The sequence below is a fragment of the Halomicrobium mukohataei DSM 12286 genome (assembly GCF_000023965.1).
In the GTDB taxonomy this organism is placed as follows: domain Archaea; phylum Halobacteriota; class Halobacteria; order Halobacteriales; family Haloarculaceae; genus Halomicrobium; species Halomicrobium mukohataei.
In genome coordinates this window covers 3023228-3038959 of the sequence record NC_013202.1, presented here as the reverse complement: position 1 = coordinate 3038959, position 15732 = coordinate 3023228, and the positions used below count along the sequence as shown (strand labels likewise).

Sequence of the window (15732 nt, the reverse complement as noted above, 5' to 3'; positions counted from 1 at the left end):
TTATCGCCGCCGCTCCAAGCCCGCCCGTGTCCTGGTTTAGCCGCAATCGCCACTGGCTGTTGCTCGCGCTCGTCGCGGTGACGACGGTCCTCGCCGTCGGGACCGTCGGTGTCGGGCTGGTCGCGGTCCTCGCCGGACTGGCCGGCGGTGCCGGTCTCGGTGCCGTGCTGGGCGACGTGGCGCTCGTGTTGTCGATCGCTGCCCTCCTGGTCGCCGCAGACGTCGCGTTCGCACTGGCCTTTCTCGTCACCCTCGCACGCCGGGCGTCGCTGCCCTCTCTGCCCGAGAACGACCGTGTCGCCGACGGCTTCGAACGCGCCGAGCGAATCGTCCCGCCGCTGTCTCGACTGGCACTCGCCGACCGCTTCGCCGTCTCGACGGAGACCAGGCGCGAGCGGCTGAAAGAGCGCTACGTCGACGGCGAGATCACGGAGGTCGAGTACGAGCGCCGGTTGCAGGCACTGCTGGCCGAGGCCGACGACGCGGTCGCGTCGGCCGGAGACCAGATCGAGGCCGACCTCGCCGCTGGCGGGGAGCAGACGACGGCCCGAAGAGCGGCCGACAGCGGAACCACCAGTACCGAACTCGAATCCGACGCCGAGTAGCACGCTGATTTTATACCGCGGCCCGCCGTCGGTAATCGTATGACCGACGAGTTCAGCGTGTTTCGCTTCGACGTCGACGCCGAGGCGATGCGTGCCCTCCTCGAATCGCTCGGCGTCGAGCCGTCCGTGCCAGCGGCGTTCGAGCCCGACGAGATCGACGACGAGCGTGCGAGCGAACCGCACGGCGAGCGGACCGGCCCACGCGTCGGCGAGACGCCGCCGCCCGGTGCCGGCGATCAGAACGCCGCCGATGACAGTCCAGAAGCGAGCGACGGCGGGCGTCGCACGCTCCTGGTGGCCGCCGCTGGCACCGCAGTGGTGCTGCTGACGGTTCTCGCCGTGGTGGTGTACCGTCGGCGGTCCGGCGAAACGCTGCCGGACGTTCCGATCCCGGACGTGGGGACGCTACCGGGGCCGTTCGGCGACGCCGACGAGCCGAGCCCCGAGCGATCTCGGTCGGCGGCCGACGGGGAGACGGTCGACGCCGCGCCGCTGGTCGGAATGGCCCTGCTGTCGCTCGGTGGTGCCGTGTTGCGCCGCGTCCAGCGGCCCGACGACCGCGATCGCTGACCGGTCCGCGACGCGAAAGCCGGCGGCGAGGAGCGAAGCGACTGGTGGTCGTTCTCTCTTTCGACACATTATTTCGATTCGCACCGACAGTATTATTCCCGTTCTTCGTGTGTTACTGTCTAGCCACCGACGCGGGGGGATGTTGGGCGCCGGGTTCTCCGGCGGAGCGCCCCGATCGGTCGGCCGTTCGTACCTATGAGAGAAACACGACGCGACGTTCTTCGGAACGCCTCGGCGCTGGTCGCAGCGTTGACCGGCGCTGGCACAGCAGCGGCACAGCAATCACCCCCGGCCTACGACGACGGCACGGTCTACACCGGCGGGGATCGAGTGACCTACGACGGTTCCGTCTGGGAGGCCAGTTGGTGGACCCAGGGGACGCCCCCGTCGACGGACGCGGCGGTCTGGGAACGCATCGACGCCGACGACGGTGGCGGTGACGACTCCGGCGACGGCTCGTACCCGGCCTGGGACGCCAGCGTCGCCTACAGTGGCGGGGACCGGGTGACTCACGACGGCTCCGTCTGGGAGGCGGCGTGGTGGACGAAAGGGACCGAGCCCGCCGCCGACGCGACCGTCTGGGCACTGGTCGAGAGCGACGACGGCTCCGACGGCGACGAGAACGGGGCACCGACGGCCGTCGTCGGCGTCACTCCCTCGGCACCGACGCCGGGCGAGACGGTGACCTTCTCCGGGGCCGACTCCTCGGACCCCGACGGCGACGCGCTGGACTACGAGTGGACCATCGACGGCGACACGGTGACCGGCGTCGAACACACGCGGTCGTTCGAGTACGCCGGGGAGTACGCCGTCAGCCTGACCGTCACCGACGGCTCGGGGGCCAGTGACTCGGCCACGACGACGGTGTCGGTCTCCGAGGGAGACGGGTCCTCGCCGGGCTGGGACGAGCACCCGGTCATGGCCTACGAGTTCCAGGGGGCAGCCCCGGCCGACAAGCTCACCCACGTCATCCAGACGTTCGGCAGCGTCAGCGCCGACGGCTCCGTCTCGGCACCGTGGGACGCCGGGGGTATCGACGGCGTCACCACGCTCCTCTCGATCGGCGGCTGGAAGAACTCCCAGGGGTTCCCGGAACTGGCGAGCGATCGGGAGAGCCGGGAGACGTTCGCCAGCGAGTGTGTCGCGCTCCTGCGTGACCGCGATCTCGACGGCATCGACATCGACTGGGAGTTCCCCGGTCCGTACGGTCCCGACGGACTCACGTCGTACCCCGACGACGAGGAGAACTTCGCCGCGCTGATCGAGGAGTGTCGCCGACAGTTCGACGCGGCCGCCGCCGAGGACGACACCGAGTACTACCTCACAGCGGCGCTGAACCACGCGGAGTCACATCTCTCCGGACTCCCCCACGACCGGCTCGCCGACGCGCTGGACTACGCGAAGATGATGACCTACGACATGCACTCGCCGGTCTGGGTCGACGAGACCAACCACAACTCGCCGCTGTACGCCACCTCCGGAGCCGACAGCGACGACTCGATCCACAACACCCTCACGTACATGCGCGAGCAGGGATGGCCCGCGGAGAAGCTCGTCATGGGACTGGCCTTCTACGGCCGCGAGTTCACCGGCGTCGAGAGCACGGCCAACGACGGGCTGCTCCAGCCCTTCGGAGGCAGCGGCGGGGCCACCGGCTTCGCCGACATCGACCAGCAGTTCGGGGGCCACACCCGCTACTGGGACGACGAGGCGAAGGTGCCCTACAAGTTCGACGGCAGTAGCCTGCTGAGCTACGACGACGAGGAGTCGGTCGCGGTCAAGGCCGACTACGCAGACGAGCGGGGCCACCCCATCATGTACTGGGCCTCCGGTCACGACCCCAACGAGACGCTGATCGACGCGGTCAACGACGCGCTCGGGAAGTGATACTGTGTCGACTGTGACACGCCGCTATAGTAACAATTGAAACGATTTACACACCGATCGCACTGCCATCGTGCGATCGGGTGTGCATTGATTTTCAATGGCTACTATAACCGCCACTCTAAAGCGCGCCCACCGGATTGCTTTGGGCATGAAGTTCCACGAGGCGGCGAACTTCCTCTTCGATCTCCGCCGATTCGCGCTCCGACCGGGCACGGAGGCCACTCGGTCGCTGCTGGCCCAGCTGGGCGACCCGCACGACTCGCTCGACTGCGTGCAGATCGCCGGCTCGAACGGCAAGGGAAGCACGGCTCGCATGGTCGAACGGACGCTCAGGGAGGCGGGGCTCGACGTGGGCCTGTACACCTCGCCACACCTAGACGACGTTCGGGAACGCATCCGGGTCAACGGCCGGAAGATCACCGAGTCGGCGATCGTCGAGTTCGTCGAATCGGTCGAGCCGTACGTCACCGACCGCGCGGCCGACGGCACTTCGCCGACGCTCTTCGAGACGCTGACGGCACTGGCCTACTGGGAGTTCGAGCGCCAGTCGGTCGACGTGGCGGTCATCGAGGTCGGCATCGGTGGCAAGCTCGACGCCACCAGCGTCGTCGACCCCGTCGCCAGCGCGGTGACGACGGTGACGCTCGAACACACGGACATCCTGGGCGACACGGTCGGCGAGATCGCCCGAGACAAGGCACACGTCGCGCCCGCGGACCGCCCGCTCGTGACTGCCACAGAGGGCGATGCGCTCGACGCCGTCCGGGACGTGGCCGGCGACGTGGTCACCGTCGCAGACACCGCTGACGGCGAGGCCGGCGACGTGTCGGTCACCGACCACGGCCGCGAGGGACTGGAGGGATCGGTCTCGATCGCGGGCGACGAGTGGGGCGTCGAGACGAAGCTCCCGCTGCTCGGTGCCCACCAGGCGATCAACGCCGGGATCGCCGCGACGCTGTGTCGCCAGGTTTCGGATGTCGACGAGGCGACGATCGCACGCGGCCTGCGAAACGCCCACTGGCCCGGTCGCTTCGAGATCATGGGACGGGATCCCCTGGTGGTACTGGACGGCGCGCACAACCCCGGCGGCGTCGAACGCGTCGTCGAGACGCTGGCCGCGTTCGACTACGACGAGCTCCACGTCGTCGCGGGGTCGATGGTCGACAAGGACCTGCGTGCCATCGCGGGCGCACTCGACGGGGCCGACCACGTCGTCGCCTGCGAGCCCGACCGAGACCGGGCCGAAGACGAGCAGGTGGTCGCGAAGGCGTTCCGAGACGAGACTGCGGCCAGCGTCGAGACGCGCAGCGACGTGGCCGGCGCGTTCGATGTCGCCCTCGATGGGGCCGGCGAGGACGACTGTGTGCTGGTCACGGGCTCGCTCTACGCCGTCGCAGAGGCTCGCCAGCGCTGGATCCGGCCGACGATTCCCAAGCGGGTCGACGGCGTGGCGTCGGCACGCGAGACGATCGACGCCGCCCACGTCACCGACGCCGGTGCGTGGCGCATGCGCGGCAAGGCGGTCCACCGCCTCCTCAAGACGCGGGTCCAGCCCCGACAGGCACAGTACCTCAAAGAAGAGCTGCTCTCGCTGGGTGGGGACTGTGCGACCTCGGGGCTGAACGACCAGGACGAGGAGATGCTGGACGTACTCCTGATGGGGACGATGGCCCAGTTCCGCCGCCTGACGGACAAGCTCGACGGCCAACCGTACGGCCTCGCGTCGCTGGCCGACGAACTCCGGACCGCGCTGGACATCCAGCAGCCCGATCGAGACCGGGGCTATCCCTGGGACGACGGCACCGCAGTCATGGGGATCTGTAACATCACGCCGGACTCCTTCCACGACGGCGGGGAGTACGACGCCGTCGAGGACGCCGTTTCCCGCGCCGAGTCGATGGTCGCGGCCGGCGTCGACGTCCTCGACGTCGGCGGCGAGTCCACCCGCCCCGGCGCGGACGAGATCCCCGTCGAGGAGGAGATCGAGCGCATCGTCCCGGTGATCGAGCGCCTCGCCGACCTCGACGCCGCCGTCGCCGTCGACACACGCAAGGCACCGGTCGCCCGCGCCGCGCTGGACGCCGGTGCGGACATCCTCAACGACGTGTCCGGGCTCGAAGACCCCGAGATGCGCCTCGTCGCCGCAGACTACGACGTGCCCGTCGTCGTGATGCACAGCATCGAGGTACCGGTCGATCCCGACAGCGCCGTCGACTACGACGACGTGGTCGAGGACTGCATCGACCAGCTGACCGAACGCGTCCTGCTGGCCGAGAAAGCGGGCCTCGACCGCGAACAGATCGTGGTCGATCCGGGGCTGGGATTCGGCAAATCGGCGGCCGAGAGCTTCGAACTGCTGGGCCGACTCGAAGAGTTCCAGTCGCTGGGCTGCCCGATCCTGGTCGGTCACTCCCACAAGTCGATGTTCGAACTCGTCGGAGCCGAGGCCGGGGACTGCCTGGACGCCACCATCGCCGGGACGACCCTGGCCGCCGAGCGCGGGGCCGACATCGTTCGCGTCCACGATGTGCCCGAGGCCGTGACCGCCGTGAACGTGGTCGAAGCCGCCGACGAGCCTGGGTCGTTCGTCGACGAAGGCTAACCGAGCACGCTGTGGCGCGCACTGTCGCTCGCTTGTGCTCACTCACTCATCCCTCGCACAGTGTCGTCGCTCGACGAAGCGAGCGACAGCGTGCGCCACCGCATCAAAGGAGGGATTACTCGTCGCCTGCGTCGTCTTCCGCTCGACCAGAGCGCTCCCCGACGGCCTCGGCGTCCTGCTCGGTCACGCGGATCCCTTTCGACGCGAGGTGGCGCATCTGCTGGCGGACGAAGTCCTCCTCTTCGGTCCCACGGGTCGCCAGCAGGTACAGTTGCGCGTCGCCGACGGGGCGCATCGTCCGGCCCGCTCGCTGGGCGCCCTGGCGGCGGGACCCACCCAGTCCCGAGGCGACGATGGCCAGTTCGGCGTCCGGGAGGTCGATCCCCTCGTCGCCGACCCGGGAGATCACGAGCGTGTCCCGCTCGTTGCGTCGGAACTCGTCGAACAGGCGCTCGCGCTCGGCGTGGCGGGTCTCCCCGCTGATGAAAGGGACGTCGAGCTCTGCGGCGATGGCCTCGCCCTGGTCGAGGTACTCGACGAAGACGAGCGCCTTCGCGTGGGGGTGCTCGGTCAGGAGGTGGCGGATCTCGTCGATCTTCGCGGGGTTCGTCGCGGCGGTCTGGCGGCGGCCGTGGCCCACCGCGGAGACGTACTCGTCGGCCACTTCGTCGTCACTCCAGGGAATCTGGCGGATCTGGACCTCCGGCTCCTGGACGAAGCCGGCGTCGAACAGCGCCGACCAGTCCGTGCCGATCGGCGGGCCCACGAGCGTGAAGATCTCCTCTTCCTTATCGTCTTCGCGGACCGGCGTCGCGGTCAGCCCGAGGCGGTGTTTGCCCTGCAGGCGGGCGCTCCGGCGGGCCACGTCGGCGGGGATGTGCTGGACCTCGTCGTAGACGATCAGTCCCCAGCGCCGTTCGTCGAACAGCTTGCGGTGGCGGTCCATCCCGGCGGTGCGGTAGGTCGCGATCGTCACCGGTCGGATCGCCTTCTCGCCGCCGTGGTACTCGCCGATCTGGCTCTCGTCGAGATCCGTGTGCAGGAGGAGTTCGTCGCGCCACTGGCTCGCCAATTCCCTCGACGGCACGAGAATCAGCGTCTCGCCGCCGACCGCCTCCATCACGCCCATCGTCGCGACGGTCTTGCCCGATCCCGGCGGGCCGACGAACACGCCCGACCCCTGCTCCTGGAAGCGCTGTACCCAGTCGGCCTGGTAGTCCCGCAGGGGAAGCCCCAGTTCGACCGACAGCGCGTCGCCGTCCTCGAGATCGCGGTCGTCTCTGACGGGATAGCCGGCCTCGTACAGCGTCCGTTTCAGCTGGGCGGTCATCTCCTCGTTGACCCACGACTCCGAGTCCGAAATCGGCGCGCGCAACACGTCGTCGTCGAGCTTCTGGCGGGCGACGTTGCCCATCAGGTCGTCGTTCTCGGCTTCGAGGACGGTGTAGCCGTCCTCGTGGGTGACGAGCCGGAACTTCCGGGCGCGTTCCCACTGGCTCCGAACCCACTCCTCTAAGTGTTCGGAGCGCTCGCCGACCACGTCGTGGATCGTCGCCAGCAGCTCGTCGAGGGACTCGTAGGGTGCCTGCCACACGTCCTCCTCGCGGATCTCGTAGATGGCACCGCCGGCGCGGTTCGTGTCGACGAGGTGGGCGAACTGCGAGAGCTGTGCCCGGGTGAACTGGTCCGCGTGTTCCACGACGACCTCGTGGCGGTCGGGGAAGAGGATCACGCGCTCCCGATCCGTCACCGCGTCCAGATCCGGCGGGTAGTAGACCGCCTCTGCGCCGCTCACGTCCTGGCGCTCCAGTTCCGCGTCTTCGCCCAGCCGTTCAAGCGCCTCGCGGGCTTCGTCGGCGGTGAGTCCGGTCTTGGCGGCCACTTCCGCCGGGGTGAGGTGTGGTTTGCCGACCGCGTCGATGGCGTCGTACACGTCGGCGACGGTCACCGTCTCGGGCTGGTCGCCCGCGTCGTCACCGCCGGCCTCGGCGTCGTCCTCTGTGGTCACTGGGGATGGGTATCGGCCCGACGAGTAAACACCTTGTGTCACCGGCTGTCGAGAGTCCCGGCCGGAATTACTCGCCGAAAAAGCACTCTCGGACGGAATCTAACTGTTCCATTGAACCTGGTATATACTTATATAGATCCCTCATAGCTACTTCTTTCTACGAATATCATATCTTGTAAATTGATGCCGCTCAGAACACTTCGAAACGCAATAGAGAGGCGGTACGCGTACCGGTTCGGTTTATTGTTATTCCTGATATTCACACTGACGGGCATTGCGGGGGCATCGATATACACGACCGTCGACGACCGACTCGACGGCGAAACGCGCGATCGGCTCACGTCGACAGCACACGGTGAAGCCGATCAGATCGACAACTGGTTCGACCGAACTGACCGGGAGATCTATTCGATGCGGCGGACGACCGCGTTCCGCTCCGGAGACCAGTTCCGGATGGGTGACCGTCTCGTTCGCCTCGCGGAACGCGAGGCGATCTCCGGTGCTTACGTCGTCAACGAATCGACGGGGATGGCAACGGTCAACAGCGGAGATAGTCGGATCACGACCGACGACGATCGTATCACCGGTAATCTTTCGGAGACTGTCAGTACCACCGTCGCAGGTGCCGCCGGAACCGTCGAGCACTCGCCGCCGTTCCGGGCTCCCGACGAGACGCCGGTCATGCTCGTGGCCACACAGATACCGAGCAACGACGAACGAGCTATCGTCGTCGTGGTCGAACTTCCGGCGCTCTCAGAGCGCCTGCTCGGGAGTGGGGAGGCGAGCAACGAGGGCGGGACGCTATCTGTGACCAACGATCGAGGACGGGTCGTCCTCTCGGACAACCACAGCCAGATCTTGACCCGTGATCCGACGGCCGATGGGCTCGACGAGCGGGCAAACGCGACCGGATTCTACTCCCACAGCGCTGGCGGTGGTACTGCCGTCGGGTATTCTGGCGTCGAAGGGCAACCCTGGACCGTTCTCCATCGAGTCCCGTCCGAGCAGGCGTACGCGCTGAAATCGACCGTCGGTGACCGGATCGTCGTGCTCCTCGGTGTTCTCTTGCTCGGTCTCGGCGTTGTCGGCGCGACGATCGGTCGGAACACGGTACGGCGGCTCTCGGATCTCGAAGCCCATGCAGCAGCCCTCGACGACGGCGATCTGGAGACACCGATCGAGACTGGCCGTGAAGACGAGTTCGGGTCGGTGTACGACTCTCTCGACCGGATGCGACGCTCGCTCAGGGACCAGATCGACGCGGTCGAGACCGAACGCCAGCGCGTTGAGGAGGCGAAAGCGTCCGCACAGGAAGCTCGTGCCGAGGCCGAAGCGGCCCACCGAGAGGCGTCGACACTCGCGACATCGCTGGAAGCCCGCGCACAGGAGTTCGGCGAGAGCATGGAGCTGGCTGCCGACGGCGACCTGACACAGCGGCTGGACACCGACCTCGAAACCGAGGCGATGCGTTCGATCGCTACCGCGTTCAACGAGATGATCGAACAACTGGAGGAGACGGTCTCCGAGATCCGTTCGTTCGCGTCGGCCGTCGACGAGGCGAGTGACACTGTCGACACCCGATCGGCGGCGATCAGGCAGGCGAGTGAACGGGCTTCGGTCTCCATCGAGGACATCTCCTCGGCAGCGGCAAAGCAAGAGGAGCAACTCTCTCGTATCGACGATTCTGTGAGCGATCTCTCGAAGGCGATCGAAGAGATAGCGGACGCGAGCGACGAGGTGGCGGACCGTTCCCGGCGGGCCGCACAGCGCGGTGACGCCGGCCGTGACCTCGCCGAAACGTCGGCCTCGACGATGCGCAGGATCGAGCGACAGGCCGACGAGACCGCCGCCGACATCGAGCAGTTCGAAGCCGATATCGAGCGTGTCGGCGACATCACGACACTCATCGAAGACATCGCTGATCGGACGAACATGCTCGCACTGAACGCCTCGATCGAGGCAGCGCGAGCCGGCGAGGACGGTGATGGGTTCGGTGTCGTCGCCGACGAGATCAAGCGGTTGTCCTCTGAGGTCCAGTCCGCGACTCACGAGATCGACGAGATCGTCGAGGACGTACGGGACTCGGCGGGCGACGCTGCCACAGAGATGCGGACCATGCAGACCACCGTCGAGGACGGCACCGAAACGATCGAAGCCGGGCTCAGAGAGATAGAGGCAATCGTCGACCTCGTCGAGGCCGTTGACGAGGGCGTCCAGTCCATCGACGCGCTAACCGACGAGCAGGCGGCATCCACCCGCGAAGTCGAGGAGATGGTGGCGGATGTCGCGGCCCACGGCAGCGAGATGAACGAGACTGCTACGGACGTGTCCGGAGCCGCGAACGAGCAGACGAACTCCGCGGCTGCCATCGCGGACAGTGCTCAGACGCTCAGTGACCGGGCGACTCGCCTCCAGACGACCGTCGATGGCTTCGCCGTCGATGCCGAGCCGTCGGCGGAGACCAGTCCCACTGGTACGGACGACGCCGAGCTGTCGGCGAACGATATGGCAGTCGAGGGCAAGTCAGAGACTGAAATTGTTGTCTCACCTGTTGGGGACGATTCGGATGCCAGCGAGCGGTCGGACCACGACGCAAGTACGCCTTCTCAGGGCGTGACAGCGACGGCCGACGGTGGGCACCCAGGACCACGAGCGGCGGACACAGACGATACGGACGAGTGACGACTTGTGTCTTCGAGCGATCCTCGCCACTGCCCTCACGAATCCACTGTGTCGGTTGTATCACCGCGCGCAGCGTTCACAGCAGGCCGTGGGCCTCGATCAGCCGCCGGTAGTGTTCGAGATACTGCTCGCGGACGGCGTCGTGGTCGTACTCGGCGAGCGATTCGTCGATCGTCTCGTGGGGGTAGTCGCCGCTCGCGACGATGGCGTCGGCCATCTGCTGGGTGCTCGTGACCCGGAAGCTGCGCTCGCGGTGTTCGATCAGCTCGTGGGCGCTAGAGCGGGCCTGATACTCGACGATGCCGATACAGCCACAGGCGAGTGCCCACAGCAACTCGCTGGCGAAGTACTCCCGGTAGGCCGTCTGGACGAAGACGTGTGCGCCCCGGTAGATGCTGATTCGTTCCTCGCGGTCACAGGCTCCGACGAACTCGACGCGGTCCTCGATGCGAAGGTCGCGGACCTGTCGCTCGTAGTCCTCGCGGTAGGGGCCGTCGCCGACGATCTTCGCCGACCAGTCCCGTTCCCGGAGCTCTGCCAGGCCGAGCAGGAGGCTCTCGACGTTGGCGCTCTCGTCTAACGGATGGGCGAAGGCCACGTCGACGGTCGCTGCGGGATCGGTGTCTCGGATCTGCCCCATGTCGATGCTCTCCGGGACGATCGCCGTCCGGTCGCTGCTGGCACCGTGTTCCCGGACGGTCGTCCGGACCATCTCCGACGGCGTGACCACGCAGTCCGGGCTCTTTGCCGCGCGGTCGACCAGTCGGCTGCCACCGATCGCCTCGTCGCCGAACCAGTCGACCAGCACTGGGGCGCGCGTGATCGTCCCGCCGACGCTGGCCCCCACGACGCCACCGGGCGGGCGCGGACTGGCGTGGATCACGTCCGGCGGGTGGCGCGCGAGACGAACGGGCAGGCGCGTCGCGAACGCTGCCGCGTTCGGCGTCGCCGTCACCGCGCGGTAGGTGATGTCGTCGGGCTCGAAGGTCCGCAGGTCGCTGTCCCACCAGCGAGCGCAGTAGATCGTCACCTCGTGGCCCCGCTCGGTCAGCTGCTGGGCGACGCGTTCGAGTCGGCGGGCCCCCTCTGTGTCCCGGTGGTGGGTCGTCTCCATGGCGACGAACGCGACGCGCATACCTGACGGTCAACGTGGCCCGTGAAAAATCCAACCGTTGCCGGGGCGTCCGTCGGTCCCGCGACGTTCGCTCTCTCATCGGAATCCACAAAGCATTTCATTCGTCTCCGCAGCCGTCCGTACATGGCCCCGCGAACGCCCCTCCTCCGCCCGGATAGATACTTCGCAGACCGCGAGCCGACGTTCGATCGCGGCCTGATCGTGGCCGCACTGGTCGTGGTCGGCACGCTCGTGATGGTGGCCGGACTCGGCGCGGTCTTCACGGCGAAGATCGACGGCACCGTGATGGTCGACAATCCGGACCGACCCTCCGACCAGTTCTGTGACGGGCGGATGAACGAGAGCTTCTCCGAGATGAACACCACCTTCGGCTGTGACGAGCCCGCCGAGATCGAGCGCAACATCGACACGATCATCGACGACGCGATGGGACAGTTCTACGGCCCGCTGCTCGTCGGTGTACCGGTCGTTCTGTTCGTCGTCGCCGGACTGCTCCATCTCGGAACGGCACTGGCCGGCGGACAGGGCTCGTTCGGGAACACGCTGACGGTCGCCGCCTGGGGCTTCGTCCCGGCACTGGTGACGATGCCCCTGGCGATCGCGGCGCTGTGGGTGACGATGGATCCCATGACGATCAGCCAGGGGATGGAGCCCGCCACGTTCCAATCGACGCTCCTCGGCCAGATCGAGAACTGGACCCCGATCGCGCTGGCGTTCAACGCCGTCGGCTCGCTCTGGGGGGCCGTGATCTGGGGGTTCGGACTGGAGCGTGGCCGGAACGTCTCTCTGATCGGGGCAGCTATCGTCTCCGGTAGCGTCGCGTTCCTGCTGTTCGTCGTCGGGCTGGCCTAGCGGGCTCGGCGTTACAGTTTGTCCTCTGGGTCGGTCGGGTGTGCGATACTCCACGCGTTCGCAGCGCCCAGACTCAGATTGACCGAGAGGCCACCGGCACCGCCGGAGATGCCCTGTATCGACGAGGTCGGCGAGCCGGCGAAGGTGTGCGTGTACGATCCCCAGATCGTGCTCGGTTCGCCGCCGTCGCGCAGCCGGAACTTCGCGGTCAGGCTCGCGGACGCACTGGGCAGCGAGTCCCCGGCCGCGGCACCGAAGTCGTTGTGATTGACGATGTCGACCGTCCCGGCGAGTGCGTCCTGAGCCACGTCGTCGGAGGTGAACTTCGCCGAGTGACGCTCCGTCGCGCTGACGCTCGGTTCTCCGACCGGGGCCCAGTCTCCGTTGATGTACCCGATTCCGATGGCGTCGTCACACCACCAGGAGTTCCGGATGGTGCGGTTGAGCCCCTCCAGTGTCATCCCGACCGCGACCCACACCTCGTCGCCGCCCGCGTCGCTGACGCCGACGACCAGCTCGGAGTCCGAGTTTTCCGGGTCGTTGTACGTGTACTCCGGTTCCACGTCCTGTTCGGTGGCGGTGTCGTTCGTCTCGGCTTCGACATCCGCCTGCACGTCCTCGTTGACCTGGAAGTCCCGTGTCGCCTCGACCGACGGCTCCAGTCGGAAGCCTTCGAGCGCGCGAGTCGCGCCCTCGGAGCCGTTTCGCACCAGTCCCTGGTGGAACGCCTCGCCGACTACGTCGGTCGTCGGTTTCTGTGACTGTCGCTGTGCAGTGACAGCGCCGGTGGCTCCGACAGTCGCGAGCGAACCCGCAGTGAGGAGGAATGTCCTTCGGTTTGGCATTGCAATTTTTGATTTCGATGACAGCCATAAAATACTTCTAGATTACATATCTATTATTTTATTTCTAACCAATATACATATATACTCTCCGTAGTGCGATCACTGCAGCCAGCGCCAAACCGTTATACTCGCGCTCGCCCAGACATCTGGCGTGTACGATCTCGAACGCTATCTCAACGTCAGATCTGCGACCGGGGCGACGCTCGGGCCCGACGGACAGCTCGCCTTCCGGATGAACGCGACCGGCACGTTCCAGCTCTGGAACGTCGACGAACCGGGCGGCTGGCCCCAGCAGCGCACCTTCTACGAGGACTCCGTGTCCTTCGCCTCGTACTCGCCCGAACGGCCGGAGCTGATCTTCGGCAAGGACGAGGGGGGCGACGAACGGATGCAGCTGTTCCGCCTCGACGCCGACGGCACGATCACGTCGCTCACCGACAGTCCGGACGCCAAACACCGCTGGGGCGGCTGGAGCCACGACGGCGAGCGATTCGCCTTCGCCTCGAATCGCCGCGACGAGAGCGTCTTCGACATCTACGTGCAGGGCCGGGACGACGACGAGGCCACACTGGTCCACGAGGGCGACGGCTGGCTCACCGTCGGCGGCTGGTCGCCCGACGACACGAAACTCCTCGTCGGCGAGGCCCACTCGAACGTCGACCAGGATCTCTTCGTCCTCGACCTGGAATCGGGCGACTTCGAGCACCTCACGCCCCACCACGGCGACGTGCGCTACGGGAGTGCCCAGTGGGCACCCGACGGCGACGGCGTCTATCTCGTCACCGACAGCGATGCGGACCTGCGCTGGCTGGCCCGCCTCGATCTCGACGAGACGCTCCGCGAGGTCGTCTCGGACGACGACTGGAACGTCGACGGCGTGTCCGTCGACGTCGACACCGGACGGCTCGCCTACTCCCGGAACGTCGACGGCTACACTGACCTGACCGTCGGACGGTTGACCGACGAGACCACCATCGAGACGTTCCCGACGCCGGAGCTGCCCGGCGGGATCGCTGGCGGCGTCTCGTGGGGACCCGACGCCGAGCGCTTCGCCGTGACGGTCACCGGCCGGACGGTCAACACGAACGTCTTCGTCGTCGAGACCGAGACGGGCGAGGCCACCCGCTGGACGCACGCCTCGACGGCCGGCATTCCCGACTCGACGTTCGTCCCGCCGGAGCTGGTCCACTTCGAGAGCTTCGACGGGCGCGAGATTCCGGCGTTCTTCTCGCTGCCGCCGGCCGAGGTCAGAGCCGACGACGGCGTCCCGGTGATCGTCGACATCCACGGCGGTCCCGAGAGCCAGCGCCGGCCCTCCTTCTCCGGCCTCCAGCAGTACTTCCTCTCGCGTGGCTACGCGCTGTTCGAACCCAACGTCAGGGGATCGAGCGGCTACGGCACCGACTACATGCAACTGGACGACGTGGAAAACCGGCTGGACAGCGTCCGCGACATCCGCGCTGGCGTCGACTGGCTCCACGAGCATCCGGCGGTCGATCCCGACCGACTGGTGGCCAAGGGCGGTTCCTACGGCGGGTTCATGGTGCTCGCCGCGATGACGGAGTACCCCGACCTCTGGGCCGCGGGCGTCGACGTGGTCGGCATCGCGAACTTCGTCACCTTCCTCGAAAACACCGGCGACTGGCGAAGATCGCTCCGCGAAGCCGAGTACGGCTCACTGGAGGACGACCGCGGGTTCCTCGAATCCGTCTCGCCGATCCACAGCGCCGACCAGATCGCCGCGCCACTGTTCGTCATCCACGGCGAGAACGACCCGCGGGTCCCGGTCGGCGAGGCCGAACAGATCGCCGACGCCGTCCGCGAGCAGGACGTTCCGGTCGAACTGCTGGTCTTCGACGACGAGGGCCACGGGATCGCCAAGCGAGAGAACCGGATCGAGGCCTACACGCGGGTCGTCGAGTTCCTCGACGAGCACGTCTGAGGCGACGCTCGCTCTGGAACACCCACAGCGGCCCAACTTGGTGGGTGAACGGGGCGTTCTCACGTCTCGCAAACGACTGGCTGCTTTTATTGGTGTCGCTGACGAGTACGACGTATGGAATCGGTGGGTGGGTCTCGGGACGTGATCGGAGAGGGGATCGAGGCGCTCCAGCAGCACCACGGTCCCTTCCCGGTGAACCAGACGACACTCAGTCTCTCTCCCGACGCGTACGACGCCGCCGTCGAGCGCGCGTGCGACGGGTTCGCGGACGTGTACGTCCGAGTGGAGAACGACGACGGGGAGGTGTTACACGTTCAGGGTGAAGACCGCAGACGGGTCCCGCGCTGTGTCGGCGGGAGCGAGACGCCCCTCTCCGAGCGGGCGCGCGACGCCGTCGCGGACGCGACCGGCATCGACTGTACGATCGACGGGATCGTCCGCGTCACGATCGCTGGCGTCCGCAACGCCGAGGACACCGACGCCGAGACCGTGTACCGGCTGCTCGTCCTCGTCGACGCGGTCTACGACGGCGGCCAGACCGAGCGGGGCGTCTGGGCAACCGAGTCGGAGATCCCCGAATTCGTGTAGGTCGGTACCGGATCGA

General features: G+C 67.1%; 11 protein-coding genes and 1 pseudogene. 9 read left to right on the top strand and 3 right to left on the bottom strand.

The genetic code is table 11. The features are described from left to right. Window positions 1-26: 26 nt before the first annotated feature. The 5 genes and pseudogenes from HMUK_RS15260 to folP all read left to right on the top strand — a co-directional run bounded on the left by HMUK_RS15260 (window position 27) and on the right by folP (window position 5664). Window positions 27-605: an SHOCT domain-containing protein gene (locus HMUK_RS15260; RefSeq protein WP_015764097.1), complete on the top strand. Its 579-nt coding sequence runs from the start codon at window positions 27-29 to the stop codon at window positions 603-605. A gap of 39 nt (window positions 606-644) precedes the next feature. Further along, window positions 645-1175 carry a hypothetical protein gene (locus HMUK_RS15255; RefSeq protein ID WP_015764096.1) on the top strand — a complete coding sequence of 177 codons (531 nt, stop codon included), beginning with the start codon at window positions 645-647 and terminating at the stop codon, window positions 1173-1175. Between the two features lie 195 nt (window positions 1176-1370). Beyond that, window positions 1371-3062, top strand: coding sequence for a glycosyl hydrolase family 18 protein (locus HMUK_RS15250; RefSeq protein ID WP_015764095.1), 1692 nt, complete (start codon window positions 1371-1373; stop codon window positions 3060-3062). 97 nt (window positions 3063-3159) lie between these two features. After that, window positions 3160-4431 (top strand): annotated as a pseudogene (locus tag HMUK_RS18155) (bifunctional folylpolyglutamate synthase/dihydrofolate synthase); the annotation flags it as partial. A 138-nt stretch (window positions 4432-4569) separates the two neighbouring features. Then, window positions 4570-5664 carry a dihydropteroate synthase gene (gene folP, locus HMUK_RS18150; protein WP_394324821.1) on the top strand — a complete coding sequence of 365 codons (1095 nt, stop codon included), beginning with the start codon at window positions 4570-4572 and terminating at the stop codon, window positions 5662-5664. Window positions 5665-5779: 115 nt separating this feature from the next. On the opposite strand, the gene HMUK_RS15240 is transcribed toward folP, so the two are convergent. Continuing rightward, window positions 5780-7672 (bottom strand): DEAD/DEAH box helicase family protein, encoded by a 1893-nt coding sequence (locus HMUK_RS15240; RefSeq protein ID WP_015764093.1) that lies wholly within the window; start codon window positions 7670-7672, stop codon window positions 5780-5782. Between the two features lie 411 nt (window positions 7673-8083). On the opposite strand from HMUK_RS15240, the gene HMUK_RS15235 reads away from it, so the two are divergent. Beyond that, window positions 8084-10354: a methyl-accepting chemotaxis protein gene (locus HMUK_RS15235; RefSeq protein ID WP_164731969.1), complete on the top strand. Its 2271-nt coding sequence runs from the start codon at window positions 8084-8086 to the stop codon at window positions 10352-10354. 76 nt (window positions 10355-10430) lie between these two features. Here the strand turns inward: HMUK_RS15235 and HMUK_RS15230 are convergent, their stop codons facing one another. Further along, window positions 10431-11489 (bottom strand): glycosyltransferase family 4 protein, encoded by a 1059-nt coding sequence (locus HMUK_RS15230; RefSeq protein WP_015764091.1) that lies wholly within the window; start codon window positions 11487-11489, stop codon window positions 10431-10433. Between the two features lie 123 nt (window positions 11490-11612). Here HMUK_RS15230 and HMUK_RS15225 point away from each other — a divergent pair, with 123 nt between their 5' ends. Then, window positions 11613-12341: a Yip1 family protein gene (locus tag HMUK_RS15225; RefSeq protein ID WP_015764090.1), complete on the top strand. Its 729-nt coding sequence runs from the start codon at window positions 11613-11615 to the stop codon at window positions 12339-12341. Window positions 12342-12352: 11 nt separating this feature from the next. Here the strand turns inward: HMUK_RS15225 and HMUK_RS15220 are convergent, their stop codons facing one another. Further along, on the bottom strand, window positions 12353-13186 hold the full coding sequence (locus HMUK_RS15220) for a hypothetical protein (protein WP_015764089.1): 834 nt from the start codon (window positions 13184-13186) through the stop codon (window positions 12353-12355). A gap of 151 nt (window positions 13187-13337) precedes the next feature. Here HMUK_RS15220 and HMUK_RS15215 point away from each other — a divergent pair, with 151 nt between their 5' ends. Both HMUK_RS15215 and HMUK_RS15210 read left to right on the top strand, forming a co-directional pair. Beyond that, a complete protein-coding gene (locus HMUK_RS15215) occupies window positions 13338-15128 on the top strand; it encodes a S9 family peptidase (protein ID WP_015764088.1) in 1791 nt (596 codons plus the stop codon). A gap of 114 nt (window positions 15129-15242) precedes the next feature. Next, a complete protein-coding gene (locus HMUK_RS15210; RefSeq protein ID WP_015764087.1) occupies window positions 15243-15716 on the top strand; it encodes a hypothetical protein in 474 nt (157 codons plus the stop codon). Window positions 15717-15732: the final 16 nt, after the last annotated feature.

Excerpts from the sequence above, each read along its gene's own strand:
- HMUK_RS15230 (WP_015764091.1), bottom strand. The coding sequence starts at position 11,489 with ATGCGCGTCGCGTTCGTCGCCATGGAGACGACCCACCACCGGGACACA.
- HMUK_RS15255 (WP_015764096.1), top strand. The coding sequence starts at position 645 with ATGACCGACGAGTTCAGCGTGTTTCGCTTCGACGTCGACGCCGAGGCG.
- HMUK_RS15220 (WP_015764089.1), bottom strand. The coding sequence starts at position 13,186 with ATGCCAAACCGAAGGACATTCCTCCTCACTGCGGGTTCGCTCGCGACT.
- HMUK_RS15235 (WP_164731969.1), top strand. The coding sequence starts at position 8,084 with ATGCGGCGGACGACCGCGTTCCGCTCCGGAGACCAGTTCCGGATGGGT.
- HMUK_RS15210 (WP_015764087.1), top strand. The coding sequence starts at position 15,243 with ATGGAATCGGTGGGTGGGTCTCGGGACGTGATCGGAGAGGGGATCGAG.
- HMUK_RS15225 (WP_015764090.1), top strand. The coding sequence starts at position 11,613 with ATGGCCCCGCGAACGCCCCTCCTCCGCCCGGATAGATACTTCGCAGAC.
- HMUK_RS15250 (WP_015764095.1), top strand. The coding sequence starts at position 1,371 with ATGAGAGAAACACGACGCGACGTTCTTCGGAACGCCTCGGCGCTGGTC.
- folP (WP_394324821.1), top strand. The coding sequence starts at position 4,570 with ATGCGCGGCAAGGCGGTCCACCGCCTCCTCAAGACGCGGGTCCAGCCC.